26 protein-coding genes are annotated in these 25049 nt (G+C 71.7%); 17 read left to right on the top strand and 9 right to left on the bottom strand.

Annotation, left to right across the window (positions count from 1 at the left end; genetic code table 11):
* The first annotated feature begins 123 nt into the window (after window positions 1–123).
* The 8 genes from AB0D93_RS01945 (at window position 124) to AB0D93_RS01980 (ending at window position 7813) form a co-directional block, all read left to right on the top strand.
* Window positions 124–696 (top strand): DUF6230 family protein, encoded by a 573-nt coding sequence (locus AB0D93_RS01945; RefSeq protein ID WP_362111271.1) that lies wholly within the window; start codon window positions 124–126, stop codon window positions 694–696.
* On the top strand, window positions 687–1136 hold the full coding sequence (locus AB0D93_RS01950) for a DUF6114 domain-containing protein (RefSeq protein ID WP_362111274.1): 450 nt from the start codon (window positions 687–689) through the stop codon (window positions 1134–1136). Before AB0D93_RS01945 ends, AB0D93_RS01950 begins: the two co-directional genes overlap by 10 nt.
* Before the next feature lie 326 nt (window positions 1137–1462).
* Window positions 1463–1972, top strand: coding sequence for a DinB family protein (locus AB0D93_RS01955; RefSeq protein WP_362111277.1), 510 nt, complete (start codon window positions 1463–1465; stop codon window positions 1970–1972).
* 168 nt (window positions 1973–2140) lie between these two features.
* Window positions 2141–3871, top strand: a complete 1731-nt coding sequence (locus AB0D93_RS01960) for a SpoIIE family protein phosphatase (protein WP_362111280.1) — start codon at window positions 2141–2143, stop codon at window positions 3869–3871.
* 127 nt (window positions 3872–3998) lie between these two features.
* Window positions 3999–4937 carry an ATP-binding cassette domain-containing protein gene (locus AB0D93_RS01965; protein WP_362111283.1) on the top strand — a complete coding sequence of 313 codons (939 nt, stop codon included), beginning with the start codon at window positions 3999–4001 and terminating at the stop codon, window positions 4935–4937.
* Window positions 4934–5785: an ABC transporter permease gene (locus tag AB0D93_RS01970; protein WP_362111286.1), complete on the top strand. Its 852-nt coding sequence runs from the start codon at window positions 4934–4936 to the stop codon at window positions 5783–5785. The genes AB0D93_RS01965 and AB0D93_RS01970 overlap by 4 nt, the downstream gene beginning before the upstream one ends.
* 64 nt (window positions 5786–5849) lie before the next feature.
* Window positions 5850–7148: a sensor histidine kinase gene (locus tag AB0D93_RS01975; protein ID WP_362111850.1), complete on the top strand. Its 1299-nt coding sequence runs from the start codon at window positions 5850–5852 to the stop codon at window positions 7146–7148.
* Window positions 7145–7813: a response regulator transcription factor gene (locus AB0D93_RS01980; protein ID WP_362111289.1), complete on the top strand. Its 669-nt coding sequence runs from the start codon at window positions 7145–7147 to the stop codon at window positions 7811–7813. The genes AB0D93_RS01975 and AB0D93_RS01980 overlap by 4 nt, the downstream gene beginning before the upstream one ends.
* On the opposite strand, the gene AB0D93_RS01985 is transcribed toward AB0D93_RS01980, so the two are convergent.
* Genes AB0D93_RS01985 through AB0D93_RS02000 form a run of 4 tightly spaced genes read right to left on the bottom strand, consistent with a single transcriptional unit; the run spans window position 7801 to window position 10178 of the window.
* A complete protein-coding gene (locus tag AB0D93_RS01985; RefSeq protein WP_362111292.1) occupies window positions 7801–8016 on the bottom strand; it encodes a hypothetical protein in 216 nt (71 codons plus the stop codon). The genes AB0D93_RS01980 and AB0D93_RS01985 overlap by 13 nt on opposite strands.
* A 52-nt stretch (window positions 8017–8068) precedes the next feature.
* Complete coding sequence (locus AB0D93_RS01990; protein WP_362111295.1) at window positions 8069–9424, bottom strand: HAMP domain-containing sensor histidine kinase; 1356 nt, start codon at window positions 9422–9424, stop codon at window positions 8069–8071.
* A 26-nt stretch (window positions 9425–9450) separates the two neighbouring features.
* Window positions 9451–9573, bottom strand: coding sequence for a hypothetical protein (locus AB0D93_RS01995; RefSeq protein ID WP_362111298.1), 123 nt, complete (start codon window positions 9571–9573; stop codon window positions 9451–9453).
* Window positions 9570–10178, bottom strand: coding sequence for a phosphatase PAP2 family protein (locus tag AB0D93_RS02000; RefSeq protein WP_362111301.1), 609 nt, complete (start codon window positions 10176–10178; stop codon window positions 9570–9572). The genes AB0D93_RS01995 and AB0D93_RS02000 overlap by 4 nt, the downstream gene beginning before the upstream one ends.
* 261 nt (window positions 10179–10439) lie before the next feature.
* Between AB0D93_RS02000 and AB0D93_RS02005 the strand changes: the two genes are divergently transcribed.
* From AB0D93_RS02005 to AB0D93_RS02015, 3 genes are all read left to right on the top strand, one after another.
* A complete protein-coding gene (locus tag AB0D93_RS02005; protein ID WP_362111304.1) occupies window positions 10440–11135 on the top strand; it encodes a Clp protease N-terminal domain-containing protein in 696 nt (231 codons plus the stop codon).
* Window positions 11136–11364: 229 nt separating this feature from the next.
* Window positions 11365–11919 (top strand): GNAT family N-acetyltransferase, encoded by a 555-nt coding sequence (locus tag AB0D93_RS02010; RefSeq protein WP_362111307.1) that lies wholly within the window; start codon window positions 11365–11367, stop codon window positions 11917–11919.
* 543 nt (window positions 11920–12462) lie between these two features.
* On the top strand, window positions 12463–15939 hold the full coding sequence (locus AB0D93_RS02015) for a protein kinase (protein WP_362111310.1): 3477 nt from the start codon (window positions 12463–12465) through the stop codon (window positions 15937–15939).
* A 10-nt stretch (window positions 15940–15949) separates the two neighbouring features.
* On the opposite strand, the gene AB0D93_RS02020 is transcribed toward AB0D93_RS02015, so the two are convergent.
* On the bottom strand, window positions 15950–17485 hold the full coding sequence (locus tag AB0D93_RS02020) for a hypothetical protein (RefSeq protein ID WP_362111313.1): 1536 nt from the start codon (window positions 17483–17485) through the stop codon (window positions 15950–15952).
* Window positions 17482–18666, bottom strand: coding sequence for a DUF6236 family protein (locus AB0D93_RS02025; RefSeq protein ID WP_362111316.1), 1185 nt, complete (start codon window positions 18664–18666; stop codon window positions 17482–17484). Before AB0D93_RS02025 ends, AB0D93_RS02020 begins: the two co-directional genes overlap by 4 nt.
* 327 nt (window positions 18667–18993) lie before the next feature.
* On the opposite strand from AB0D93_RS02025, the gene AB0D93_RS02030 reads away from it, so the two are divergent.
* Both AB0D93_RS02030 and AB0D93_RS02035 read left to right on the top strand, forming a co-directional pair.
* Window positions 18994–19260 carry a CopG family transcriptional regulator gene (locus AB0D93_RS02030; protein ID WP_329327816.1) on the top strand — a complete coding sequence of 89 codons (267 nt, stop codon included), beginning with the start codon at window positions 18994–18996 and terminating at the stop codon, window positions 19258–19260.
* Window positions 19257–19700 (top strand): PIN domain-containing protein, encoded by a 444-nt coding sequence (locus tag AB0D93_RS02035; RefSeq protein WP_362111321.1) that lies wholly within the window; start codon window positions 19257–19259, stop codon window positions 19698–19700. The genes AB0D93_RS02030 and AB0D93_RS02035 overlap by 4 nt, the downstream gene beginning before the upstream one ends.
* 258 nt (window positions 19701–19958) lie before the next feature.
* On the opposite strand, the gene AB0D93_RS02040 is transcribed toward AB0D93_RS02035, so the two are convergent.
* The 3 genes from AB0D93_RS02040 to AB0D93_RS02050 all read right to left on the bottom strand — a co-directional run bounded on the left by AB0D93_RS02040 (window position 19959) and on the right by AB0D93_RS02050 (window position 22133).
* On the bottom strand, window positions 19959–20642 hold the full coding sequence (locus AB0D93_RS02040; protein WP_362111324.1) for a hypothetical protein: 684 nt from the start codon (window positions 20640–20642) through the stop codon (window positions 19959–19961).
* A 137-nt stretch (window positions 20643–20779) separates the two neighbouring features.
* The gene (locus AB0D93_RS02045) at window positions 20780–21526 is read right to left on the bottom strand and encodes a hypothetical protein (protein ID WP_362111327.1); all 747 of its coding nucleotides are present in this window, start codon (window positions 21524–21526) and stop codon (window positions 20780–20782) included.
* 61 nt (window positions 21527–21587) lie between these two features.
* The gene (locus AB0D93_RS02050; protein WP_362111330.1) at window positions 21588–22133 is read right to left on the bottom strand and encodes a sigma-70 family RNA polymerase sigma factor; all 546 of its coding nucleotides are present in this window, start codon (window positions 22131–22133) and stop codon (window positions 21588–21590) included.
* A gap of 108 nt (window positions 22134–22241) precedes the next feature.
* Between AB0D93_RS02050 and AB0D93_RS02055 the strand changes: the two genes are divergently transcribed.
* The 4 genes from AB0D93_RS02055 (at window position 22242) to AB0D93_RS02070 (ending at window position 24725) form a co-directional block, all read left to right on the top strand.
* Window positions 22242–23150 (top strand): serine/threonine-protein kinase, encoded by a 909-nt coding sequence (locus tag AB0D93_RS02055; RefSeq protein ID WP_362111333.1) that lies wholly within the window; start codon window positions 22242–22244, stop codon window positions 23148–23150.
* Between the two features lie 261 nt (window positions 23151–23411).
* A complete protein-coding gene (locus tag AB0D93_RS02060; protein WP_362111336.1) occupies window positions 23412–23618 on the top strand; it encodes a hypothetical protein in 207 nt (68 codons plus the stop codon).
* Window positions 23619–24048: 430 nt separating this feature from the next.
* Window positions 24049–24330 (top strand): hypothetical protein, encoded by a 282-nt coding sequence (locus tag AB0D93_RS02065; RefSeq protein WP_362111339.1) that lies wholly within the window; start codon window positions 24049–24051, stop codon window positions 24328–24330.
* Complete coding sequence (locus AB0D93_RS02070; RefSeq protein ID WP_362111342.1) at window positions 24327–24725, top strand: PIN domain-containing protein; 399 nt, start codon at window positions 24327–24329, stop codon at window positions 24723–24725. Before AB0D93_RS02065 ends, AB0D93_RS02070 begins: the two co-directional genes overlap by 4 nt.
* Window positions 24726–25049: the final 324 nt, after the last annotated feature.

Here is a 25049-nt window from a genome sequence, read left to right on the forward strand (position 1 = left end):
AAGCGGACAAATGGGACACCCCTTTGCCTTGTCCGGCACGGGCGGGTTCAGCTCACCACTGAAGGAGACGGGATGTCGCACCGCGCCGGGAGGACCTCTTGGAGGCGATTCGCGGTGGTCCTGGTGCCCAGCGTCGCGGCCTGCGCGGCGGTCGGCATCGCCATGGCGCAGGGAGCGCTCGCCGCCTCGTTCCTCATCTCCGGCCAGAAGTTCCAGGTCACCGCCGACACCCTGACCGCCCGTGGGTTCAGCCTCTACGGCACGATCGACGTCACCAGGAAGAAGCAGCCCGTACCCGTCGTGGTCAGCGGGTTCCGGCACGCGACCATCCACGGGCTGTGTCAGTCCGTCGTCGTCGACGTCCCGGTGCTGGGCACACAGACGCTGCGGCTCACCGGCGGTTCCGGCCGGCCGGCGGAGGCGTCGGACCTGTTCATCGACGCGACGGCCGACATGGCCGCCGACGCGAATTTCAACGGCCTCGACATCGGTGTCGCCCAGGGCGCCATCACCAAGGGCCCGGTCAATCCCGGGGACAGGAACTCGCGGTTCTTCGATCCGGACGGTGTCGGCCAGCAGGCCGACTCGACCACCCTGAAGGACGTGCGGGTGACCGCGGTCGCGCTCTCCGCCGGCACGTTCAGCATTCCGGGCCTGGCCGTGCGGCTCGAGCAGGGCAACCACGCATGCCCGTGATCCGGCCGGCCCCTGTTCGGTGCAGGTTCAGGACGTGGCGTGGCGAACGCCCCTTCTGGGCGGGGCTGTTCACGTTCACCGCCGGCCTGCCCATCCTCTACTGGCCCTACGCGAACCTGGACCTGGGCGGGATTCCGCTCGCTCTTTCGACCACGTCCGGTGCCGGTTCCCTGGTGATCGGCGTTCTGCTCCTGACCCTGGGCGTCACGCTCTGCTGCCGCCCCCACCTTCGCCTGTTCGCCGGGATCTCCACCCTTCTGCTCGCCCTCGTCTCCTTCCCCGTCGCGAACTTCGGCGGCCTCTTCCTCGGCGTGCTCTCCGGCCTGGTGGGCGGATCCCTGGCCTGCGCCTGGATGCCGCCCCCGGCTGACGAGCCCGCGGCACCACCGGGCGACGCCACGGTCCCGGCGATTCCGGCGCGTCCGAGGCGTGAGGTGTGACAGCTCCGGCCCGCCAGGACAGGGGGGACACGACGCGTGCCGGGGACGGACGACGACGGCGGAGCGTACGGCGACGATCCGTACGGCGGCGATTCGTACGGCGGCGCCGGGTACGCGCATGCCCGCGGTCACGCCGGATACGGCCAAGTCGGGTACGGCGGCGACCGGTACGGCGGTACGGCGGCGACCGGTACGGCGGCGGCACGGCCACGCCGGCCTGGGGCCCGGAGCGGGCGGCGCAGTGGACGCGGCCACCACACCCCCGGCCCCGGCGGACGGCGAGGCGAGGTAGGTTCGACGCCCCAACTACCGCCCGGGAGGGCCCCGTGACCGTCGAACGCATTGGCCCGCCCCTCTTCGGCACGGAGCGCGAGACGCTGCGGGCGTTCCTGGACTTCCACCGGGCCACCCTGGCGATGAAGTGCGAGGGCCTGACGGAGGAGCAGCTCAAGGAGCGGTCGAGGCCGCCGTCGACCCTCTCCCTGCTCTCCCTGGTCCGCCACCTGGCGGAGGTCGAACGCGCCTGGTTCCGCCGGGTGTTCGACGACAATTCCGCCCCGATGCTGTGGTCGGAGAAGGAGTTCGACTTCCAGGCCGCCTACGACACCGCCGGCGCGAGCGCCGAGGAGGCCTTCGCGGTGTGGCAGGCCGAGGTCGAGCACTCGCGCCGCATCGAGCGCGAGGCCGAGTCCCTGGACCTGGCCGGGCACCAGCCGCGCTGGGGCGAGGACGTGTCCCTGCGGATGGTGATGCTCCACATGATCCTGGAGTACGGCCGCCACAACGGCCACGCGGACTTCCTCCGCGAGGGCGTGGACGGCACGGTCGGCGCCTGATCCGAGCACCCGCGACGGCCACGGACGGCGCCCGCCCCGTTTCCGTGGACCGGGCCACACTTCCGCGGCAGCGGGGAACACGGGAGGAAAGGCGCGCGGGACATCCTCGTACGCACGCCGACGTGGCGCGGAGGGCGGAAGTCCGATCTTCAGGGAGGCGAGGCCGTCATGAGGCCGGAGGGCACGGAACCAGGGCACGAGCAGTCCCGGACGCCCTCCTCCACCCGGCTCCGCACGGCTCTGGAGGCCATCGGGGCGGGCGCCTACGTCGTGGACGAGCAGGGCCGCATCGTGGCGGTCAACACCCGCGCCGAACACCTGCTGGACCGCTCCGCCGGCGACCTCGTGGGGCATGACGCCCATGACCTGCTGCACCGCGGGCCCCAGGGGCAGCAGCTGTCCGCGACGCAGTGCAGCATGCGGCAGGCGTTCCACGCCGGACGCCCGGCACAGGGCGGCCCCGAGTACTTCGAGCGGGGCGGCGGGTCCCTCCTGCCCGTCTCCTGGACGATGACGCCCTACGACATCGGCGACCGACGCGCCGGCACACTCGTCGTCTTCCACGCCCCCGACCGGGCACCCGGCACCGGGCCCGGCCCCGAACAGGCCGCCGAACCGCTGACCGAATTCGAGCGACTCGCCCTGCTCGCGGAGACCACCACCCAGCTGACGTCCACCTTCGACGTCGACGAGGCGGTGCGCCGGCTGACGGCCCTGGTGCTGCCGCGCCTGGCGGACTGGGTGGTCGTCGACCTGATCACCGAGCGCGACGAGGTGTGGCGCACCGCCGTCGTCCAGGCCGACGGCGACACCCTGGTGCACCACGAGGACCTCGAAGGGCCGATGCCGCCGATTCCGGAGGAGTCCCCGATGCCCCTGTCGAGGGCCCTGCGTGGCGTCGCCTCCGCACTGGCCGGCCCCGAGACGTACCGGGGCGTCCCGGACTCCGGCATCGCGGCCGAGCAGCACCGCCTGTTCGAGACCACCGGCATCCACTCCGCGGCCATCGCCCCCCTGCGCAGCACCCGCGACGTCCTGGGAGCCCTCACCCTCGGCCGCGCGCGGAAGCCGGGCGACTTCACCGTCGCCGACCTGCCCCTGCTCGAGGACATCGCCCGCCGGGCCGGCCTGGCCCTGGACAACGCCCGCCTCTACCAGCGCCAGCGCAAGGTCGCCGAGACCATGCAGAACCACCTGCTGCCCCAGATGCCGCAGGTGCCCGGGCTGCAGATGACCGTCCGCTACCTGCCGGCCCCGGACGCCTCCCAGGTCGGCGGCGACTGGTACGACGCCTTCACCCTCCCCGACGGTGCCACGGCACTCGCCGTCGGAGACGTCGTCGGCCACGACCTGGAGGCCGCCGCCGGCATGGCCCAGCTGCGCAACATGCTGCGCGCCTACGCCTGGTCCCAGCAGGACCCCCCCAGCCGGATCGTCGATCGCCTCGACGAGGCGGTCACGCCCATCACCGACGTCACCATGGCCACCCTCGTCCTCGCCCGGCTGACCCGGACCGACGCCGGTCACCGGCAGCTGTCCTGGACGAACGCCGGCCACCCGCCGCCCCTCCTCGTCACCCGGGACGGCCTGGCCCACTACCTCACCGACGGCCACGGCCTCCTGCTCGGCACCGGAGTCCACAGCCCCCGCACCGACGCCACCGTCCTCCTGCCACCGGGCTGCACCCTCCTGCTGTACACCGACGGTCTCGTCGAAGCACCCGGCCGCACTCTCGACGACGGCCTGAACTGGCTGCGCCAGCACGCCGCGGCTCTCGCCCACCGCCCCCTGCCGTCCTTCACCGACCAACTGCTGCACCGCGTCCACCCGCCCGGCCTCGACGACGTCGCCCTCCTCGCCCTGCGCACACCCGCACGAGGGGACACCGGTTCGCCGTAGTACCCCGGTACCACCCGCACCCCCTGGTTCGGTCCCCGGTACCACCGGATCCGGGAGATCGCGGACTTAGCGTGGCGGAGGAGGCGCCAGGCGTGCCCGGCGCCGGAGTCCGAGAGAGAGAACGCGAATGATCGAGGCACAGCAGCTCACCAAGAGGTACGGGGAGAAGACCGCCGTCGACGGTCTGGACTTCACCGTGAAACCGGGCACGGTGACCGGATTCCTCGGCCCCAACGGAGCGGGCAAGTCGACGACGATGCGCATGATCGTCGGTCTCGACGCGCCGACGAGCGGCTCCGTCGCGGTGAACGGACAGCGCTACGCCCGTCACCAGGCACCGCTGCAGGAGGTAGGGGCGCTGCTGGAGGCGAAGTCGATCCACCCGGGCCGCTCGGCCCACAACCACCTGCGCGCGCTCGCGCTGACCCACGGCATTCCGCGCCGCCGGGTCGACGAGGTCGTCGAACTGGCCGGCCTCGCCAGCGTCGCGAAGAAGCGGGCCGGCGCCTTCTCCCTCGGCATGGGGCAGCGGCTCGGCATCGCGGCGGCCCTGCTCGGCGACCCGCAGACCGTGATGCTGGACGAGCCCGTCAACGGACTGGACCCCGAGGGCGTCCTGTGGATCCGGAATCTGCTCACCTCCCTCGCGGCCGAGGGCCGCACGGTGTTCGTCTCCTCGCACCTGATGAGCGAGGTGTCGCTGGTGGCGGACCACCTGATCATCGTCGGCCGGGGACGGCTGCTGGCCGACACGACCGTGCAGGACCTGGTGCGCGAGTCGGGCGGCGACACCGTGAAGGTCGCGACGGACGCCCCCGCCCGGTTGCGGGACGTGCTGGCCGGGCCGGGTGTGGACATCACCGGCCGTATCGGTTCCGAGGAACTGCAGGTCACCGGGATGTCCGCCCGGGAGATCGGACTGAAGGCGGCTGAGCACGGGATCCCGCTGTTCGAGCTGACCACGAAGGCGGTGTCGCTGGAGGAGGCATTCATGGAACTGACCAGGGACGCCGTGGAGTACCACGGCACCACGACCGCCACCGAGACCCCCGGGAGCGCCGCATGAGCACCCTCACGGCCACCCCCGGGACCCCCGAGACCGCCCCGGCCGCTCCCGCCCGGCCCGCCTACCGGGTGACCGGCCGGCGCGTGCTGGCCTCGGAGTGGGCCAAGCTCTGGTCCCTGCGGTCCACCTGGATCACCCTCGGCCTGGGCCTGCTGTTCCTCGTCGCCTTCGGCGTCATCGCCGCGAGCCACTACAAGTCCAATCTGGACTCCGGCCGGCACATGGACCGCGACTTCGCCACCGCGACGGCCGTGAGCCTGTCCCTCTTCGGCACGAACTTCGCCCAGCTCGCCCTCGGTGTGCTCGGCGTGCTGGTCACGGCCGGCGAGTACTCCACCGGCATGATCCGCTCGACCCTCGCGGCCGTACCGCGCCGGCTGCCCGTGCTGTGGTCCAAGGCGGCGGTGTACGGGGCGGTCGCCCTGGTGGTCGCGACCGTCGGCGCGTTCGTCGCCTTCCTCGTCGGCAGCCGGATCGTCTCCGGCACGCCCGCCGCCATGGGCCTCGGCCACGCCGGCGTCGTACGCAGCCTGCTGGGCGCCGGGCTCTACCTCGGCCTGGTCGGCGTGATCGGCGCCGCCCTCGGGGCGCTCCTGCGGTCCGTCGCCGGCGGCATCTCGGTGCTGGTCGCCGCCCTCATGCTGGTGCCCGGACTGGTCTCCCTGCTGCCCACCTCGTGGCAGGGGAACATCGACCCGTACCTGCCGAGCAACGCGGGCGAGTCGATCTTCGCGCTGACCCACGACTCCACCTCCCTGTCGCCCTCCGCCGGGCTCCTGGTCTTCCTCGGGTGGACGGCACTGGCACTCGCCGGGGCGGCGTACCGGCTGCTGCGCAGCGACGTCTGAGCAGCGGCGACGTCCGGGCAGCGGTATCCGCACCATGGGCGCGCATCATGGTCTGGTGACCTCCGTGACCACCGACGACCTCAGCGGGATGGGGCCGCTGGTCGCCCGGCTCGGCCGGGCCGGCCAGCGGCTCCGGCACGCCGACCGGGCCCGTCCGTGGGTGCTGGACACCGCGGTGGTGGTGCTGGTCTTCCTGCTGTTCTGCCTGCCGGACCTGCTGCACGCGGTCGGGGTGACCGGCGGGGACGGCGACGGCGACGGCCCGCGCCGCTTCCGACTGGCGTTCACCCGGCTGCCCGTGCTCGGCATGCTGGCCCTGCAGGCCGGGCTGGTGGTGCCGCTGCTGTGGCGGCGGCGGGCGCCCGCGGTGGCCTTCGGCGCCGTCACGGCCGTGTTCGTCCTGCAGTGGGCGCTCGGTGCCGCGCTCCGTGCGGACGTCGCCCTCTTCGTCGCCCTGTACAGCCTGGCCCTGCACGGGCCGTTGCGGCAGCTGCCGTGGGCCTGCGCCGTCATGGCGGGTGCCCTGGGCCTGGTCGCGGCGCGGGTCTCGGCGGTGGTGTCGGTCTGGGACGCGCTGTTCTTCCTGCTCAGTACGGCGACCGCGGCCCTCGCGCTCGGGCTGATGATCCGCATCCGGCGGGCTCAGCTGGCCGGGCTCAGGGACCGCGCGGCCCGGCTGGAGATCGAGCGGGACCAGCGGGGCAGGCTCGCCGTCGCGGCCGAGCGGACGCGGGTGGCCCGCGAGATGCACGACATCGTCGGCCACAACCTGTCCGTCATCATCACCCTCGCCGACGCGGGCGCCTACGCCACCGCCGCCGCCCCCGAGCGGGGGAAGGAAGCCCTGCACCTCATCGGCGACACCGGCCGCCAGGCGCTGAGCGAACTGCGCCGGGTGCTCGGTGTGCTCCGCGAGGCGGACGGCCCGCGGAGCGCGCCCGAACTGAGCCCGCAGCCCGGTCTCACCGACATCGACGCGCTGTGCGAAGGGGTGCGGTCCGCCGGCCTGGAGGTCGTCTACCGTACGGCCGGTGACGTCGACGCCCTCGACAGCGGGGTGCAGCTGACCGTCTACCGCATCGTGCAGGAGGCCCTGACGAACACCCTCAAGCACGCCGGCGCGGGCGCGCGTGCGAACCTGGCGGTCGTCGTCGAGGACACACGGCTGACCATCACCGTCCAGGACACCGGCCCGGCCGTACCGGCGGGCCGTCCCGGCACGGCGAACGAGGAAGGACACGGCCTGGTGGGCATGCGCGAACGAGCGGCTCTCTACGGCGGACACGTCACCGCGGGTCCCGCGGGCCCGGGATGGACGGTGCGCGCCACCCTCGACCTCGCTCCCCAGGGCGGTGCCGGATGACCACCGTGCTCGTCGTGGACGACCAGCCGCTCCAGCGGTACGGCTTTCGCATGCTCCTGGACTCCGTGCCCGAGACGGAGGTCGTGGGGGAGGCGGCACACGGCGCCGAAGCCGTGCGCAAGGCAGCCGAACTCCGCCCGGACGTCGTCCTCATGGACGTACGCATGCCGGGCATGGACGGCATCGAGGCCACGCGCCGTATCGTCGCCGCCGGCGACCGCTCCCGCGTCCTCGTCCTGACCACCTTCGACCTGGACGAGTACGTCCACGCCGCCCTGCGCGCCGGAGCCAGCGGCTTCCTCCTCAAGGACGCCCGCCCCGAGGAACTCCTCGCCGGCATCCGCGCCGTGGCCGTCGGCGACGCGGTGATCGCGCCCGCGCTCACCCGCCGCCTGCTGCACGAGTTCGCCCGTCTCGTGCCGTCCGGCGGGGACGGCTCCGCCGAGGACCCGAGGCTGGCCGCCCTCACCGACCGCGAACGCGAGATCCTCGTCGCCATCGGCAAGGGCTGGACCAACGGCGAGATCGCCGTGCGTTTCGTCCTGTCGGAGTCCACGGTGAAGACGCATGTCGGCCGAGTCCTGGCCAAGATCGGCGCCCGCGACCGCATCCAGGCGGTGATCTTCGCCTACGACCACGGCCTGGCCCGCCCTCACCCTGCCTGAGCGACGGGTTCGGCCGGGCCGGCGGCGCGGTCGGTACCGATCACCGTGGCACCGCCGGCAACCTTGCCGTCGCCGCCGAAGGCCGGGTGCCCGAACACACCTGACGCGGTCCGCTCGCCGGGCGCGATACGCGCCCGCTCGGCGACCACTCTTCCGGCCGACGGGCCGGCCGCCCATCCGGCCGTGACGCGCGAGGGCGTCACGGAGGCGGGCACGTGCTGCGGGCGCGTCCGCCGGTCCGCTCGCCGGAGGCGGTCAGCCGGTGGGCAGGCTGACCGTGAACTTCGCCCCGGGCGCGTGTCCGGGGTCGTAGGAGACCTCACCGCCGACGGCGCGGGCCAGGCGTCGCGCCAGCGGCAGCCCCAGGCCGGCACCGTCGTGTCCGTCGCCGGAGTCGGCGCGGCGGCCGGGCTGGAAGAGTTCGGCCACGAACGTCTCCGGTACGCCGGGGCCGTCGTCGATCACGTCGATCCGCACGACTCCGGGGGTGCGCCGCGCGGACACGGTCACGTGGAGGCGGGCGTAGCGTGCGGCGTTGGTGAGCAGGGGGCTGAGGATGCGTTCGAGGAGCGCGGGGGCGACTCCTGCTTCCAGGACCGGGGCTTCCGCCTCCAACGAGGTCTTGACCCGGTCCGGGGTGCCGAGGTGCTGGAGCAGGTGGTCCAGGACGGGTACGACATCGGTCGTTCCGGGAGCCGTCGCGGGCCGCAGCGCGTTCTCGCGGGCGTCGTTCAGGAGTGTGTCGCAGATGGTGCGCATGGACTGGGCGGCCTCGGAGATCACTTCCTGCGCGGCTCGGGTCTCGGCGTCCGTGCGGGGGCGGCTCCGCCACCAGTCGAGTTCCATGACGATCCGGGTGAGCGGTGTGCGCAGTTCGTGCGACAGCTCTCCCGTCAGCTGCTGTTCATGGCGCAGCACGGTACGGATGCGGTCCAGTAGCTGGTCCAGCGAGGCTCCGAGGCGGGCGAGTTCCGCGGGGTGGTCCTCGGCGCCGAAGCGTTCGGCGGAGCCTATGGCGCTCCATTGGGTCGCCTGGTCGGTCATCGTCCGCACCGGGCGCAGTGCCCGGCCGACGGACAGGCGGGTGAGCACGTAGGTGCAGCCGAGCATCACGGCGTCGAGGATCAGCGATCCCACCAGCAGGGTGTCGGCCGAGCTGCGGTACGGCGCGAGGTCCAGGGCCGTGACGACGGTGGCGGCGGTGCGCCGGCCGGGGACGGGACGGGAGCACAGCCTGACGGGTGGGCGACCGTGGGTCTGGACGGTCGTGCAGACGGGCCCGGGCTGCCCGGCCAGCCGGTCGGCGGCCCGGGTCAGCGGGTTGCCGACCGTGGTGGACGGCGGTTTCTCCAGGAGGCGGTCTCCGGCGTAGATCCACACGTTGGAGTCGAGCAGGCTGTCGTTGGCGGTCTCCAGGACGCGTACCCGCGAGCCCCGCGTGTCGACGGTCGTGGCCACCGCTGCCGCCCGGTTGCGCAGGTCGTCGTCCGCCTGGTGCTGCAGGTGCCGGTCCATGACGGCGTTGAAGGCCACGGTCAGGATCGCCATCAGCAGGGCGGCGGTGGTCAGCGCGACGAGCGAGAGCCGGCCGCGCAGGGTGCGCGGGGCCATGCGGCGGAGGCGACGGAAGGCACGGTTCATGACAGGCGGTGTCCGATCCCTCGCGCCGCGCCGACGGTGAGGCCGCTGCCCGCCTCGCCCCTCTCGCGGCGCGGCCGTCCCGGGTACTGGTCGGGGGTGTCGTCGTCGCCGCGGCTCATGCGGTCAGCAGCAGGGCGCCCAGGCGCCTGGCGGACAGCCATCGTGCCAGGGCTTCCGCATACCTCCGCGCCGCGGACATCGCCGCGACCGCCACCAGTGCGCCGACGACGAGACCGGCAAGCACGTCGTGCGGATAGTGTGCGCCGACCCACACCCGGGAGGCCGCCATCGCCAGTGCGGCCACCAGGGCGACCCCGCCCAGGCGGCGCGAGACGAAGACCAGGGCCACGGCAGCGGCGGCGGCGATGGCCGCGTGGTTGCTCGGGAAGGACCAGTCGCCGGGCGCCGGACACGCCTCCAGCGTTCTCATGTGCAGGCTCTGGCACGGCCGGTCCTCCCGCACCACCAGCTTCAGCACGGCGTCCACGCCGTACGCCCCGACGACGACCACCGGCACGACCAGCGCGACGACCGCGGCGGCGACGGCACCGGTGTGTCTGGCCCGCCACCAGCCGACGGCGGCCAGCACGGCGAACACCGCGAGCCCGTACGTCGACCAGGCCGAGACCGTGTCGTCCAGCCAGCCGGGCGAGTGCTGGGCGAGGCGCACCACGTCCGCGTAGGCGGATCCGTCGATGGACGACCCGTCGAAGGCGAGGATCACTTGCCGGCTCCTTTCACGTCGGCGCCCCGGCGGGCGGTTGGACGGCCAGAGGGGGCGGACCGGTCATGGAGGTCTTCCCTGCGTGCGAGGCGATGCGGGTGAACAGCCGGGGACGAGCGACTACACAAGAGTAGACGGTCTACGGAACTGTAGACGAACGGCGTCCGGTGTTCGTTCCCGAGTGAGGCCCGCCGGTGTCCCCGGAAGTGAGCGTCAATTACAACTTGACGCCACGGGGGATCGTCAATTTAAAATTGACGCATGAGCCCACTCGACATCAGCCTCGCCGACCTGATCGCCCGGCTCGACGAGGAATTCTCCGACGCCAATGAACTGGCCCGCGTCAGCGAGGCGCGGCTTCGCGCCCAGACGCTGTCCGACCTCGGTGACCAGCTCATCGACCACTACGTCACCAAGGCCAAGCGGACCGGCGCGTCATGGACCGAGATCGGCGACGCCCTCGGGGTGTCCAAACAGGCCGCCCAGCAACGCCACACGCCCGCCGCGTTCGAGCGGTTCACCAATCTGAACCGGCACGGCATCGTGCTGGCGCAGGAGGCCGCCCGAACGCACAAGCACGACTTCATCGGCACCGAACACATGCTGCTCGGCCTGCTCGGCGAACCACGGGGCCTCGCGTATGAGGTGCTGGTGGAGAAAACCGGGTCGGAGCAACGCGTCCGCGACGCGATCGAGGAAGCGATGCCGCCGGCCGGGGAGAAGGCGCTGCGGGGTCACATCCCCTTCCGGCCGGAGAGCAAGGAGGCCATCGAGCAGGCACACCGCGCGTCGGCCGACCTCGGCCACGACTGGGTCGGCACGGAACACACGCTGCTGGGCCTGATCCGCGCCGAGGACAGCCCGGCCGCACAGATCCTGCGCGTCCTCGGCTTCACGTCGGACGAACTGCACGAGACCGTCAGGACCGAGACCGCCGAACGGACGCGCCGTGCGTGACAAACGGTAGTAAAACGATCAGTCACGGCGGACACCGGACCGAAGCTGGCAAGATCCGACCATGCTCATGGATCCCTTGCCGGCCAGAGCCCGCGCGCTGTGGGAGGGCCTGGCGGCAGCGTCCGTTTCGTTCGCGGAGAGGGGAGGCGTCAGTGTTGTCGCCTCCCCCGGGTCGAGCCTGTGCCCTGCCGGCTGGGTCGGTGTCGTGTCCCTCGGTGGTGCGGCGGTCGTGACCACCCCCACCGAGCGCTCGGCAGCCCTGGTCCGGGACGGCCTGGCGACGCTGTCGCCGGAGGCGGTGACCGACGCCGATGCGGTGCGTGGGGTCCTGCCTGTTGTCCAGGTACTCGGCCCCGCGGCGTTGTCCTACGTCTCCCCGGACGCGTTCCGCTCGGCCGTGCCGGGTGCCCTGTCTGTGCGGCAACTTCCTGGTGACCACGCCGACCTGCGACGTCTGGAGGAGTCCGCCGGTGAGGAGGGGGCCGAGGAGGCCGCTCTGGGGGACATCACCTCGCCGGCCTTCGCGGTCCGCGCGGGCGGTGCGGTGGTCGCCGCCGCCGGGTACCAGACCTGGCCGGGACGGGCCGCCCATCTCAGCGTGTTGACCGATCCCGCCTGGCGGGGCCGCGGCCTCGCCCAGCTGACGGCGTCGGCGGCCGTGGCGCATGCACTCGCTGCCGGACTGCTGCCGCAGTGGCGCGCCCGGGCACTCGCGTCCCGACGGGTCGCGGCGGCCCTGGGCTTCCGGGAATTGGGTGCCCAGCTCAGCATCAAGCTCGCCTGACGGGACGAGCGAGGCCGAGAGTATCCGTCAGGGGGATCATCCCGCGGCCGTGGCGAACCGGTGCCGACACCGGCGCCCGGGCGCCGGCCAGTCCGTCCGCGTCCGGCACCACTCACTGCACCTGTCTCCGTCAGGTGTTGCGCCCTGTCCGGACCACTGCCGGGGCGGACCGGGACCGAGTTCAGCACGAAGGAGCCGACGGCCGGTGCGACGAGCGCCGTCACGCCGCGCAGTCCGCCGCCGACCACCACGACGGCGAGCGCGGAGAGGCCGGCCGGCGGGCCCGTCGGGAAGCGGCGGCCGACGTCGGTGGAGTGCAGCCCCGTCCCGCGCGGGCCGATCCGGCAGCCTCCCGGCCGGCGTGTGGATTCTTCGTAGAGACCGGCGAGCCGGGTGGGTGCTGTACCGCCGTTCGTAGGAATGATCTGCCCGGACGTGGCGGCCTGACACGGCACCTGCGGGAACGGGCGGACGCCGCCCGGCGGGTGGCTCCTGCCGGGCGGCGCGCTTCCCGGGGCGGCGTGGACGAGGAGCAGGCACCAGATGAGTGGGTCCGAGGGCGCAGGGGGCGGTCCGGCGCAGTGGACGGTCGGCCGCACGGTGGACGGCCGCTACCACGTGCGGGGGGTCGCCGGGCAGGGCACGATGGGCCAGGTGCTGCGGGTCTGGCACGAGCAGTGGCGGATCGACCTGGCGGTGAAATGTCCGAACGCCGACTGGTTCGAAACCGACGCTCAGAAGGCCCTGTTCGTCGCGGAGGCCGAGGCCTGGGTCTCGCTGGGGTCGCACCCGAATGTCTGCGGCTGCCACTACGTGCGCTCGTTCGACGGTGTCCCGCGCGTGTTCGCGGAGTACGTGAGCGGCGGCAGCCTGCACGACTGGATCGCCGACCGGCGCCTGTACGCGGACGGCCGGGATGCGGCCGTCGCACGCGTCCTCGACGTGGCCGTCCAGATCGCCTGGGGGCTCAGCCATGCCCACAGCAGGGACCTGGTCCATCAGGACGTGAAACCCGAGAACATCCTGCTCGACGACCACGGCGACGGCGAGGTCACCGCCAAGGTCACCGACTTCGGCCTGGCCCGGGCCCGTCGAGTCGCCGCCCCGGGCACCGCCACCGGGCACACATCGCCCGAAACGGCCAACTCGGTGTCGTTCGGCGGAATGACGAAGGCGTACGCCTCGCCGGAGCAGCTGGCGCGCCGTCAACTCGACCGGCGCACCGACGTGTTCAGCTTCGCGGCGTCGGTGCTGGAAATGTTCGCCGGCGGGGAGCGCTGGGGGCTCGGACCCGAAGCGGGCTCGTTCCTCACCCGGTTCAGAGCCGGCGCGGTCGCGGACGCCGCCCTCCCGGCGATTCCGCCCCGCCTGGCGGACCTGCTGGAACGCTGCTTACGGATCGACGCCTCGGCCCGGCCCGGGTCGATGACCGGCGTCGCTGCCGAGATCGCCGACATCTACCGGTCGGAGACCGGCCGGACCTATCCACGTCTGGAGCCGCAGGAAGCGGACCTGCGGGGCGACGGACTCAACAACCGGGGGCTGTCGTTCCTCGACCTCGACCGGCCGGACGACGCCAGGGCCGCGTTCGAAAGGGCGTTGTCCGCCGATCCGCAGCACGCGGAGGCCACGTACAACGGCGGACTGATGCGCTGGCGCCGTGGCGAGATCACCGACGAGGACGTCATCACCGATCTCGAGGCCGTCCGCCGCGACACGAAGGGCTCCTGGCCGGCTCGGCTCGTGCTGGGCCTCGCCCATCTGGAGCGCGGTGACCTCGGGGCCGCCCGCCCGCTCCTCGAGCGCGCCGACCGCGAGTTGTCCGGCCGACCCGATGTCCGTACGGCGCTGGAATCCCTCGATTCGGGTGCCGTCGCCGATGCCCGGTGCCTGGCCACGCGGGAGATCCGCTGGGCGTGGACCCGCCCCGGGTGGGCCGACCCGATCCTCGAGGTCGACGTCTCCGCCGACGGGCGGCGCGCGGTGACCGGAGGTGTCGACGACGAGGTCCGCGTGTGGGACGTGCTCACCGGGCGGTGCCTGCACACCCTGGGGGGCCATTCCAGAGGAATCCATTCCGTCCGGATCACCCCCGACGGTCGGTACGCGGCGTCCACAGGCGGCGACCACACGGCGCGGTTCTGGGACCTGGCCGACGGCACGTGTCTGCGTGCCGTCCGGACGGCGGGCAACCTGGAGTGGGCCGCGCTGAGCGCCCGCACGGGCATCGCGGTCGGACTGGAGTACACGAGGCACGACGGGAGGCCGGGTGCCGCTCTCGTCGTCTGGGACCTGCGCAGCAGACAGGAGCGATGGCGGCTCGACCGGGAGGTCGAGCAGTTCGTCAAGGCCGAACTGAGTCCTGACGGCCGCTGGGTGCTCGTCGCCGGATACAAGGACTGCGTCGCCCGCGTGTGGGATCTGGAGACCGGGCGGCCCCGACATGTCTTCGGCGCCGGCGGTGTCAACCAGTCGGCGCTCTCCTTCGACCTCGATGCGGGAGTCGCGGCCATCGGGAACTGGGACTCGACGGTCGACATCTGGAATCTGCGGACGGGCCTGCTGACCCGGACGTTGACCGGCCACACCCGCCTCGTCGGGTCGCTGGCCCTGGCCTCGGACGGCGAACGGCTCCTGTCCGGAGCGTCGGACGGCACCGTGCGGTTGTGGGACGTGAGCACCGGCAGGTGCCTGCGGACGTTCCGTGGCCACGACGACGTACGCCATGTGCAATGGGGAGCGAACGACCAGTACGCCCTGTCCGCCGGACAGGACAACGCGGTCCGCCTGTGGCGGATGCCCCGCGCCCACACCGCGCCGCCCCAGCTGAGCCGTCCCCGCGAGCACCGGGAGCTGAGCGAGCGGGACGAGATGGTCCAGGCACTGCTCGACGAGGCGGCGCGACTGGAGGCGGCCGGGGACCGCGCCACCGCGCTCACGCGGCTCCGAGAGGCACGGGAGGTCCCCGGCCATGAGCGGGCGCCGAACGTCATGGCGGCCTGGCGCTCAGTGAGCCGGTCCGCCGACCGAACCGGCCTGCGTGCCGTCTGGGCCGTACGGAGCCTGGCCGGACACGAATCCTCGGTCATGTCGGTCGACGTGACCGCCGACGGAAGGATCGCGGTCTCGGGCGGGAACGACGGGACGCTGCGTCTGTGGGACGTGGAGACCGGCCGCTGCACACGGACCATCGCCAACCCGAAGCGGGCCGGCGCCCATCGCGCGATCGACGTGGTGCAACTGAGCGAGGACGGAACGCGCGTCATGGCGTCCGGCCGGGACGGTTCGGCGCACGCCTGGTCCGTCGACACGGGACGACTGCTGTACTCCCTGGACGGGGAGCGTCTGATCGCGGTCGACACCGCTCAGCCCTTGATGCGCATGATCGGACCGATGAGCCGGGGGCCGAGGTCGACCCGGTTCAGCGCCGACGGGCGGCGAGCACTGATCGGCGGGGCCGACCGGTCGTTTCGGCTCTGGGACCTGGAACGCGGAGTCTGCCTGCGGACCATGGCCGGGCACAGCGGCCCCGTCCAGTCCGCGTGGATCGGCGGTGACGGACAACGTGCCGCCACCGCGGGGGCAGACGCGACCGTGCGCCTGTGGGACCTTTCCGACGGTCACTGCTCGCGCGTCCTCCGAGGCCACACCCACTGGACGACGGCCACGGCACTGAGCGGCGACGGCCGTCTCGCGGTGTCCGCCGGGGGCTACGAGGACCGGACCGTCCGGGTGTGGGACGTCGCCACCGGCGACTGCATCGCCGTACTCGACGAACACCTCGGCAACGCGAGGGGGATCCGCTTCACCCCGGACGGCCGCTATGTGGTCTCCGGCGCCGAGGACACGACACTGCGGATCTGGGACATCTCATCGCGTCGATGCGTACGTTCGGTCGAGGCACACCCCGGTGGCGTCGATTCCGTGGCGCTGACGGGCGACGGGCACTTCGTCGTGTCCGGGGGAAACGACGGAGTCGTCCGGCTGTGGGCGCTCGACTGGGAGCTGGACGTGGGGTGAGGCGCGATCCTCACCGGTTCCGGAGGCGTTCGTGAAACCGCCTCTCGAACCCGGCCTCGTAACGGGAGGGTGCCTCCGCCGACGAAGACCGTTCCAGCACGCCGTCATCGGCCACGTAGAAGATCGCCCGCCAGATCATCGTCTCTCCCCGGGGCACGGGAACATGGACCATCCAGCCGACGCCGAGTCGCGTCGCCGTGAGGTCACGGACCGAATAGGCCGGATCCTCCAGGTCGTTGACGAGCATGTACTCGCGCACGATGGCGATCGCCAGGTCTTCGGGGATCGGCGGGAGACCCATGCGTCTCACCACGTCGGCCATCACCAGTTGCTGGAACGCGCCGTCGACGTCGGCATCCCCATCACCGAACAGGTGGACCACCAGGTCGCGGGTGACCGTTCCCGCCTCGCCCGCGGCCACCAGCCGCGCCGCCGCCCCCCGTACGTCCGGCTCCCCGCCCCGCCCGGTCAGACGCGCGACGGTGTCGATCACCGTGGCCGCGGTCCGGACGCCCGGCAGGGCCACGGCGATGTCCGCCGGATCCTGCGACTCGCCACGGCACCAGCACCGGCCCTCGTACCAGTAGCAGAAGGACATCAGGCCATTCGAGCCGCGTGCGTCGAGGACGTCGTCCGTCACCCAGTCCGGAGCCCCGGCGAACAGGTCGGGGAACGGCGCGTCCCCCCGGTAGGCGGCGGTCAGTTCGGGCGCGTCCCGCACGCCCCCCGAGAGCACCGCGCGGTCGCCGGGGAGCAGCCGGAGTGTCGAACCTCCCCGGGAGGAGTTCTCGAACCAGGCGTGTGCGGGCCGCACTCGGGGACCTCGGCGGGATCCGGCCGCGACGAACGCGGCCGACAGCGTCGCCCACCGCGCCCACACCACCGGGAGTTCAGGTATCGCGTCGCCCAGCGCCACCCCACGTACTCCGGCCTCCGCGTCGGCCCGCGCCCGTGCCGCGGCCACTCGCGGGCTGCGCGACTGCCGGTCCTCGTGACCCACGTACGCCGCGAGCCAGGTGGGCAGCTTCTCGTGCGGAAACCCGAAGCGGGCCAGGTCGGCACGGTACGCGTCCGGCGGAAGCCGGTACTCGTCCGGGAACGGCGCTTCGCCGTGGTCGTAGTCGACTTCGGGGACACCCCCGGCCGTCAGCCCCATCTCCAGGCGCCACCACGGTCCGGTGGGCATCAGCGCGGACAGTTCCCGGTGCGCGCGTACGAGTTCCATCACCAGGGCACTGGCCCCGACGTCCAGTGACCGGGCGCCGACGTCGTAGACCAGGCGTGCTCTCTCGGTCGGTCCGGTCAGCGCGAACACGGCGTCGAGCCGCAGCCAGCCCTCCGGTGCGCCGGCGGCGAGTTCGCGGGCGACGCGATCCTCGAGCGCATGCATCCGCGCCCCGGTCTCCGGATCGGGCGCCGGATCCATCAGCCGGGCCAGGTCGACGTCGGACGCGTGCGCGTGACCCACCCCTTGGAACACCTCGCGCAGCGCGACCGCGAACGTGTCGTCCGGTCCCTCGTCCCGCGGGCCTTCATCGGGTGTCACGCCGGCCAGACCCTTCGCAGCCGGTCGATCATGGTGGGCGGACTGATTTCCTGCTCGAGCCGGAACAGGTAGCTGACGGGTGACTCGTCGAGAGCCGCCCTGCGCTGCCGGCGCCACTGGACGGGTGCGCTGACCACGCAGGCGGCGACCGCGGCGGGCAGGGTGAACGCCGCGGGCATCCCGGCCGTCTCGGCTGCCAGCGCGGCCAGCGGTGGCAGCGCCACCGACTTGACGTTGGCCAGGGCGCAGACCGACTCGAGGCCCACACTGCGCAGCCGCTCTCGCAACTCGGCCAGCCGCGCGGACACGGTCCGCTGGACCTCGCTGTGCAGGTACTCCTGGAAGACGGCCAGGTCGCGTACGTGCTCCAGTGCGGCGAAGCCTTGCACCTGCTCGGTCACATACGTCCGGAAGGCGTCCAGTTCGGCACCGAACTTCGACCGGATCTCGATGATCTTCTCGACCGGAACGGCGTCCAGGTTCGCCGGCACCACGGTCGCGAATGCCAGGAACACGAATGCGTCCACCAGGTCCGGACCGGGCCGGGGCCGGTCGTCGTGAGCCGCGGGCGGTTCGACCAGCAGGTGCACCAGTCGGTCGAGGGTCCAGCCGGACAACGCGGTGTGGGGCAGCTCCTGGTCGGTGATCGGCTGCAGGCGGTTGTCGAGGGCGACGCGTTCGGTCAACGCGCAGGTGTACACGGACGCGAGTTCCGGATGCATCCCCACCCAGGTCCCGCCTCTGCCCGGCCCGGTGATCGCGAGTCCGGCCTCCACGGCGGCGGCCACGATCTCGGGGCCGATCTCGCTGGCGTGCACGAAGCCGAACCGGGGATTGAGCCACATCACCGCACCGCGCGCCGCCGGGTCGTCGGTCCTCCCCGTCGAACGCCGGTCTCCGGCGTACCCGAATCCGGCCTCGGCGGCGGGAACGCCCCAGGTGTCGATCCGGTCGAGCCCGAAGCGGTCACGCAGCGTCCCGGCGTGCTCGTTGATCAACGTCAGGAACGGCTGTCCCACCTCGGCCCATGCCCACTCCGGCGGCTGGATGTCCACCAGCCACCCCTCCTCGTGCAACCGTGTGGACACCGCGGAGTCCAGGAGGGGGTAGTCCGGCGGGCGAAGCCTGCCCATCTTGGGCCAGTACAGCGCGGCGTACTTCAGCCAGGTGTCGTCCCGCACGTGAATGTACGGGTAGTACAACGCAATCGGGTTCACCAAGCCCCCCAACACCGGCGCCCCATCGGCCCGTTGGTCCTGTCCGGAGTTTACCCAGGGGCTCCGGCGTCGGCAGTGACCCGAGGGAGGACTCGGAGAAATGTGCGCACCCAGGTCCGCGTCCGCGCCGGCGAAGCCGAAGGCGACGTGCAGCCCCTCCCAGGCGTCCTCGGGCAGGGACGAGGGTCCGACCCGGGGACGAGGTCGGCTCGGCTGGTCCTCAGCAACACGACGTGGGGGAGGTCCACCGCATCGCATACATCAATCCGGTACATGGACTACCCTTGGTACATGTCCATGAAGCGCACGAACGTCTACGCGGACCCCGAGGACCTGGCGATCATCAAGGAGGCCGCCAAGCGCCGGGGTATCAGCGAGGCCGAGATCATCCGCCAGGGCATCCATCTTGCGGCCATGGCGAACCGGGTCTGGGACGAGCCGCTGTTCTCACGCACCTTCGAGGGGCCGGGGCGCACGCTGCCCAAGTCGGAGGTCCGCGACACGGTCGCCGATGCCGTCCGGCGTGAGACCGGCTCGGGCTCCGGATCCGCTGCGTGATCATCGTCATCGCCGATACGTCCGGCCTCCTGGCAGCGCTGGACTCGGCCCACCCGGAACACCGGGCGGCGAACGAGGCCATCATGGCGGCGGGCCTGCTGGTCATGTCCCCGCTCCTGCTGGCCGAACTGGATCATGTGGCGACGCGTGAGCTCGGCAGGGAGGCTGCCCTCAGCGCGGTCGACGACCTGCGGCGCTGGATGAGCCGGGGTCGTGTCGTCCTGCCGGAGATCACGGCGGACCACCTGGGCGCAGCCCAGTCCGTCCGTGTCCGTTACCGCGCGCTGGACCTCGACCTCGCCGACGCGGTGAACGTGGCGCTTGCCGCCGACTTCGACACGGACGCGATTCTCACCCTGGACCGACGAGACTTCCGGGCCGTACGCCCGCTGGGCCGCCACAAGGCGTTCCGTGTACTTCCCGACGACCTCCCGCTCTGACGCAGGACCCAAAGCGGTCAAGTGCGGGTCGGCGCCACGCCGCGACGTGACGGGGCGCAGGCTCCCCCACCCTGTCGATGAGCGTCTGGGCACGGCGCCTGGCGAGCTCGCCGGGCAACCTCCTTCAGGCCAACCGGCCGGCGGAGTGTGCGTGGGGTGGTCGCCGCGCTTCGCTGCAGACGTTCACCGGCCGGTCCGGACGGTCCCGGAGCCGGGGCAGCACCCACGCGCACAGCTCCCGGAACCGCCCGGACCAGATCAGTCGGCCAGCCGGTTGACGGCAGCGGCGGTGATGCCCTCCATGTAGCCGGGGTCGTCGCTGGGCTGACCGGTGAGTTCGACGATGCCGAACCTGTGGCCGCTGCGGATCACGGCGACGCCGCCGGCCACCATGCCGTCGCCGGTGAAGGCCGGGTACCAACGGCCCTCACCGGCCTTGACGGTGATCGCGTGCCCCTTGCCGTAGTACCAGTGACCACGCGGCTCGTCCTGGCAGCCGCGCACCAGCTTGTCGAGCTGCTTCTCGTACGAGGCCGCCGATGCGTCGGTGGAACCGTCCGCGACGGATTCGGTCAGCGAGGTGCCTTTGGTGTCGAAGGTCCAGGTCACGTCGGCGTAGGCGGCGGCCTTCCCCTTGGTCAGCTCGCGCATCGTCTCCTCGCCCGAGCATGCCGAGAGAGCCTGCTTCCCGGTCAGGTCGACCGTCGCGCCGACCGGGGCCAGGCCCTGCTGGAAGAAGTCGTCACTCTGCATCAGGGCGGCGGAGCCGAGGCCGGGTCCGGCAAGGGCGGTGGCCGGCCGGCTCGCAGAACTCGTGTCCGCGCCGGCGGCGGGAAGCGCGCCGATGCCGACCGCCATCAGGGCGGCACCGACGGAGGCGGCCACGCCTGCGATACGACCGCGACGCGCGAACTTCCCGCGGGCTGCCTGGTTGTCGAACATCTCATCTCCTGTCTGGTCGCGACGCGGTTGGCGTCGTCGTACACCTGGGAGATGCCGCGGGTACGGGAGATGTTGGATGGCGATCCGCCACGATCGACGTGATCCATGTCACGTCCACTGGTGGGGCGGGGGTGACCTCAGAGCCGAGTCACGGCCGTACGGACGATCCGCGTCATCGCAGCCGTGTCCAGGCAGGCATCGATCTCCAGGACCCCGTAGTGCGAGCCGTTGCGGAGTATGGCGACGCCTCCACACGGCTCCTTTCCTCGCGGTGCCGTCCCGGTGGTGTTCAGGTCGCCGCCGTACACACCCATCCAGCTCGCGTTGATGTCCACAGCGACGTCAACCGTGTGCGTGGGCCCGTAGATCCAGTGAGTGGCGGGCTCGCTCTGGCACGGCACTTCCTCCAACAGCAGGCGTTCCGCGTAGTTCTGAGCCAGTGCGCGGCTTCCGGCGTCGTCGGCGACTTCGCGTGCGACCTGATCGCCGATGTCCGCCGCCTCGGTGTTGTCGCCGTGGCCCGTGTCCTTGCTCGTCACCAACCCGCGGAAGTGCGCGCCGTACGATCCCAGCGTCTCGCCGAGGGTCTTCTCACCGGCGCAGGTCGCGTTGGCGTAGTTGCCGTCTCCGACGCGGTCCCGCACGTAGATGCGCTTGGCGAGACCAACCTCGCTGAAGTCGGCCGCTGTCAACAAGTGCCGGTTCGTCATGGGTCCGCTCGCGGGCCTCGGCGTCGGAGAGCCGTTGCCCGGCGAGGACGCCGCAGCGCCCGGGGTCACCGTCGGGGTGGCCGGAGCAGAGGGCGCGGGCAGGACGAACCGGCCGGTCAACAGGCCGAGTCCGATGGCTACCGCCAGGATGACGACGATCGTCCGAGGACGCATGGCAGCACCTCCCGGCCCTCGGTCGAGCTGATGCCGGGCGAGAGCGGGAAGGCGGGGCGTCTCAGAGCCCACCGCCGAGACGCTCCCGCATGAAGCGGCGAGCCTGATGGATGCGGTCCTTGACCGTGCCCAGAGGAGCGTCGGTGATCTCGGCGACCTGGAGATAGGTCAGGTCTCCGAGATCGCGGAGCACGAAGGACTCCACCAGGGCCGGGTGCCGCTCCTCCAGTGCGGCAAGCGACTCCATCAGGTCCAGGCGGGTCCCCGCGATGACGCTCGTCATCCGAGGGTCGACACCGTCGGGAACGACCGCATGACTGTCCTCCGCGCGCCGGCGCATCGAGCGGTACGTGGCCCTGGCGGCGTTCGACGCGATCACGGTCACCCAACCGAGGAACGAGCCCCGCCCGCTGTACTCGTGCAGATGCGTGCTGATGGACAACAGGGCGTCCTGCGCGGCCTCTTCGGCGTCGGCGTGGTGCGGGAGGAACCGGGAGCAGCGGCGCATGACGGTAGGCCGCACTCTGACGAGGAGGCGGTCCAGGGACGCCCGGTCACCTGCCTGGGCGGACGCCACGAGGTGCGTCAGCTCATCCTCTTCGAACACCCTGCTGTCCCCCCGCTATCGTCCGGCCTGGACCCCACCGGGTCACACGGAAGTCCCCCACCACAGCCGGCCACATCCGCCACATCGCCCCGGGAAAAATGTTGCCACATGCAGAAGCTAGGTCGTTATCTCCTCGAGGACAGGCTGGGAGCCGGTTCGTTCGCCACCGTCTGGAAGGCATACGACCCCGAGCTCGACACCGACGTCGCGGTCAAGGTGCTGGCCGACAACTGGGCGTCGAACGCCGACGTACGACAGCGCTTCCTGGCGGAGGCGAGGCTGCTGCGCAGGATCTCCAGCCCACGTGTCGTGCGCGTTCACGACGTCGGCGTCCAGGACGAGCGGCCGTACTTCGTCATGGACTACGTCCGGGGCGGCACGCTGGCCGAGCAGACAGGGCACTGCGGGCCTGCGGAGGCGCTCCGGCTCGCGGCCGAGGCCGGGTACGCGGTTCAGGTGCTCCATGACGCGGGCGTCGTCCACCGGGACGTCAAGCCGTCGAACCTCCTGCTCGACGCCAGCCGCACGCCTGCCGCCGTACTTGTCGCGGACCTCGGCAGCGCGAAGCAACTGGCCGACGCGTCGGGGCTGACAGTGACCACCGGCACTCCCGCGTACATGGCGCCCGAACAGGCCTTCCAGACCGGCGGGTTCGACGGCCGGGCCGATGTGTACGCCCTCGGTGTCGTCGCGTTCGAGTTGCTGACCGGACGCAAGCCGTTCGGGTCGGGCGGTCGCACGGTCCCTGTGACGCGACAGGCGTCGACGTCGTCGTTGCCGACCCTTCCCAGCGAGCTGGGGGTTCCGGACGGCATCCAGGCACTGCTTCGTGCCGCGCTGTCCGTAGAACCCGACGAACGCCCGCAGAGCGCCCGGGCGTTCGCGGACGCTCTGCTGTCACAGGAGGAAGAGGAGCGGGCGTCGGTCAGGTCCTCGGGGCCGACGCGCCTGACGGTCTGGCTCGCGGCGGTCGTCGTGTTCGTGATGACAGCGGCACTGACCTGGCTGTCCCGCTGAACTCGCGGGTACCGCGTCCCATACGGAAGGCGCCGCCTGTTCGCGAGCGCCGCAGCAGGTCCCGGCACGACGCTCGCCGCGGCTCATGGTCCGCCTCGGCGCCTTCGGCCCGCTGGGGAGAGATCGCTGTCCGCGGTGCACTGCCGGGCGAGCGGACGCACTGCACCGGCCGCGCCCGCGGCGCGACGTACCGGTGACGAGCCCGCCCGCCGACCTGTACTCGCGCGCGACACGGGAGAGCCGGTCGCTCATGGTCGAGCCGTGGGAGCCGGGCGCTTCGGCCAGCGCCCCTACCTGACCGAGCGGGCCGCACCGCACGAGATCGCCGGCACCCTCGGAGTGGGCAACAGTCCGCGCTGGGCTCCCCTGACCACCGGAGGTACCTGGCAGGGCGCGCGGGCCGCGGCCCTCGTCAAGAGTGCGACGGTCGCCAAGCTGTCCACCGGTGCCGGCCGCTTCTGGCCGTAGGGCGAAGCGAGCCCCGGCTCACTGGGTCGGGCCCCCGGCGGGGCGGCGCGACTCGGCCCGCCGAGACTGAACAACAAAACCCCAGGTCGCTGACCTGGGGTTTCATCATGGAGCGGGTGACGAGAATCGAACTCGCGCTCTCAGCTTGGGAAGCGAGGGCGCTTGCACCGGCTCCATGCCTTTGACCAGCACGGATACTCGGATCTCGGAGTGGTCGTGTGCGTTGGATTGCACCGCTGTTGACCGCGGTTTTCCGTTCTTACGGGCACGCGGAGGGCACGCAATCCCAGAAGGGGGGAGACCGGCGCCACTGAGGGGACAACCGGGCGCGGTCCGCCCCGGTGCGGGGGCGGCTGTCGAGGGGACGTGCGGCTGCACAGCACCCACGAACCTGTCCGCAGTATGCCATTTTTTATGGCATACTGCGGATGTGGCTGACGACGACGTTGACTTCCTGCCCGGCGACGGCCCTACCAGCGGCATCTCCGTCACACTGACGGCCGGAACTCTGCAGGCGATCCGTGAGCGGGTCGGTAAGCGGGGCGTATCGGCGTACCTGGAGAAGGCGGCCCAGCGGCAGATCGAGCGGGACAACCTGGACGAGTTGATCGCGGACTTCGACAGGGTGCACGGGCCGGCCGACCCCGAGGCCGTGGCGGCCAAGCGTGCCCGGCTGACCGGCGGCGCCTCACATGCGGGGGCGGCCGCGTGAGCGGTGCCCTGGTCCTGGACAGTGAGGGCCTGGCAAAGGCCGTACAGCGTGATCGGGAAATCCACGAGTGGCTGACGGCGGCTCGCGACGCGGACCTGCCCGTGATCACCTCGGCAGCGGTGCTGGTCGAGGTGATCCACCCAAAGGTCAACGACGCCGCACTGAAGTGGACCCTGTCCCGACTGAGTGTCGAGCCGGTGACCCAGGCCGTCGCGCAATCCGCTGCCGCTTTGCTGCGTGCAGCGGGGCTGCACGGCCACAAGTACGCCATCGACGCCATGCTGTGCGCGACCGCCCTTCAGCATCCCGGCCGGGTGACGATCCTGACTTGTGATGTGGAAGACATCGCCCTGCTCACTGCCGAGCACCCACGCGTGAGTTCGGAGAAGGTCTGAGCCGAGGCGCTCTGCAGAGACGGTGCTCGCTGTGCGGAGATCGTCCTGAAATTGATCGTGCTGGTTGTTCCCGCCTGTCCTCATGCCCCGCTTCAAGGGCGAGCGCTTGGAAAAGGTCCTCGTGACGCGCCCCACGCCACCGGTGAGAGCAAGCGAGATCGTATGGACGTCGACTGCGGCACATTCGCCGCCGGGGCATCGAGACAAGAGCCTAGCCCGCGCCGTGAAACTGCTCGGTTGACATCAACGGCCAGGACGCCTGGGGTAGATCACCCAGTATCTCGCCGATGGCTGCGCCCTCATCGACAGGTACGAAACCAGCAC

This window comes from Streptomyces sp. NPDC048191 (genome assembly GCF_040652655.1).
GTDB lineage: Bacteria > Actinomycetota > Actinomycetes > Streptomycetales > Streptomycetaceae > Streptomyces.